We start from the raw sequence: 2,522 nt of genomic DNA on the forward strand, positions 1-2,522 counted from the left end.
ACGGCCGAACTGGCCGTGGTCCTCGTCGACGCCCGCAACGGCGTCGTCGAGCAGACCCGCCGCCACGCCGCCGTCGCCGCCCTCCTCCGCGTCCCGCACGTCGTCCTCGCCGTGAACAAGATGGACCTGGTCGACTACCAGGAGTCCGTCTTCGCCGCCATCGCCGAGGAGTTCACCAGCTACGCCTCCGAACTCGGCGTCCCGGAGATCACCGCGATCCCGATCTCGGCGCTGGCCGGTGACAACGTCGTGGAGCCGTCCGCCAACATGGACTGGTACGGCGGCCCGACGGTCCTGGAGCACCTGGAGACCGTCCCGGTCAGCCACGACCTGACGGCCTGCCACGCGCGCTTCCCGGTGCAGTACGTGATCCGTCCGCAGACCGCCGAGCACCCGGACTACCGGGGCTACGCGGGCCAGATCGCGGCCGGCGCGTTCCGGGTCGGCGAGGAGATCACCGTGCTGCCGTCCGGCCGGACGTCGACGATCACGGCGATCGACGCGCTCGGCGAGCCCGTGGACATCGCCTGGGCGCCGCAGTCGGTCACCATCCGGCTCGCCGACGACATCGACATCTCGCGCGGCGACCTGCTCGCGCCCTCCGGTGATGCCCCGGCGACGAGCCAGGACGTCGAGGCGACGGTCTGTCACGTGGCGGACCAGCCGCTCACCGTGGGCCAGCGGGTGCTGCTCAAGCACACCACCCGCACGGTCAAGGCGATCGTCAAGGACATCCCCTCGCGGCTCACGCTGGACGACCTCTCCCAGCACCCGAACCCCGAGCGGCTCGTCGCCAACGACATCGGCCGGGTGAAGGTGCGCACCGCCGAGCCGCTCGCGCTGGACTCGTACGCGGACTCGCGCCGTACCGGCTCGTTCCTGCTGATCGACCCGGCCGACGGCACCACGCTCGCCGCCGGCATGGCGGGCGAGTCCTTCGCCACCGCCAAGGCCGTCGAGAAGACGGTCGACGACGAGGAAGGCTGGGACTTCTGATGACCGGTCAGGACTTCTGGGCCACCTTCGCCAAGGAGGGCGGCCGGGTGGGCTCCGGCGCCCTCGGTGCGGGCCGGGGAGGTGTCGCGCGATGTGCGTGCTGACCTCCGTGCGCCGCTGCGGCGGCGCGATGCCGCTCCACCCGCTCCACGCGCCCGTTCTCGGGCGACGACATAAACGCAGACTTCACTGAGACTGATCGAGGGGAACACCTCCCGTGCCTGCCACCACCCGTACCACCCTGCGCCGCGGCCTGGCCGCCGCTGTCGCACTGCCCCTGCTCATCGGGGCGCTCGCCTCCTGCGGCTACGGCTCCGCAGCCAAGAACGACGAGAAGAAGGTGGCCGCCGAGGGCGAGAAGCTCTCGGCCGACGCCGTACGGCTCGGGTACTTCCCCAACCTCACGCACGCCACGGCCCTGGTGGGCGACAACGAGGGCATCTTCCAGAAGGAGCTGGGCGGCACGCAGCTGAAGGTGTCGACCTTCAACGCGGGCCCGTCCGAGATCGAGGCGCTCAACGCCGGCTCGATCGACATCGGCTTCATCGGCCCCTCGCCGTCCATCAACGGCTACACCAAGTCCAAGGGCAGCAACCTCCGCATCATCGGCGGCGCGGCCTCCGGCGGCGTGAAGCTCGTGGTCGACCCCGCGAAGATCAAGACCCTGGACGACGTCAAGGGCAAGCGGATCGCCACCCCGCAGCTCGGCAACACGCAGGACGTGGCCTTCCTCGACTGGGTCGCGGAGAAGGGCTGGAAGGTCGACTCCCAGAGCGGCAAGGGCGACGTCTCGGTCGTCCGCACCGACAACAAGGTGACCCCGGACGCCTACAAGTCCGGTGACATCGACGGCGCCTGGGTTCCGGAGCCGACCGCCTCGAAGCTGGTCGCCGAGGGCGCGAAGGTGCTGCTCGACGAGTCCGACCTGTGGCCGGACAAGAAGTTCGTCATCACGAACATCATCGTGTCGCAGAAGTTCCTGAAGGAGCACCCGGACGTCGTCGAGGCGGTCCTGCGCGGCTCGGTGAAGACGAACGACTGGATCAACGCCAACCAGGACAAGGCGAAGGCGTCCGCCAACGCCAAGCTGAAGGCGCTGTCCGGCAAGGCGCTCGGTGACAAGGTCATCGACTCCGCCTGGCCGTCGATCCAGTTCACCGACGACCCGCTGGCCGCCACGCTGCAGGCGCAGGCCGACCACGCCGTCAAGGCCGGTCTCCTCAAGCAGCCCGACCTGAACGGCATCTACGACCTGAGGCCGCTCAACAAGGTCCTGAAGGCCGCGGGCAAGCCCGAGGTCTCCGACGCCGGTCTCGGCGTGAAGTAACCAGATCGCAGCCCGAGTTCAGGTCTCCCAGGAAGGTGACGCACATGGCCACGACCACGACGCTCGCCAAGGCCGAGGACCGTGTCGGCCCGGCCGCGGTCGGCCACGCCGCGCGCATCGCGCACGTCTCGAAGTCCTTCGGCGGCCCCGCCGGGGGCCAGCTCGTCCTCGACGACATCTCGCTCGATGTCGCGCCGGG

The 2,522-nt window shown here is 69.9% G+C and carries 2 protein-coding genes and 1 pseudogene; all 3 read left to right on the plus strand.

The window, feature by feature from the left end:
• Positions 1–996: sulfate adenylyltransferase subunit 1 (locus ACWEJX_RS37690; RefSeq protein ID WP_451611917.1), on the plus strand; the 996-nt coding region annotated here is incomplete at its 5' end.
• Between the two features lie 217 nt (positions 997–1,213).
• Positions 1,214–2,323: an aliphatic sulfonate ABC transporter substrate-binding protein gene (locus ACWEJX_RS37695; protein WP_451611918.1), complete on the plus strand. Its 1,110-nt coding sequence runs from the start codon at positions 1,214–1,216 to the stop codon at positions 2,321–2,323.
• Between the two features lie 44 nt (positions 2,324–2,367).
• Positions 2,368–2,522: pseudogene (locus ACWEJX_RS37700) on the plus strand (ABC transporter ATP-binding protein); the annotation flags it as partial.

The sequence above is a fragment of the Streptomyces sp. NPDC004788 genome (genome assembly GCF_053601115.1).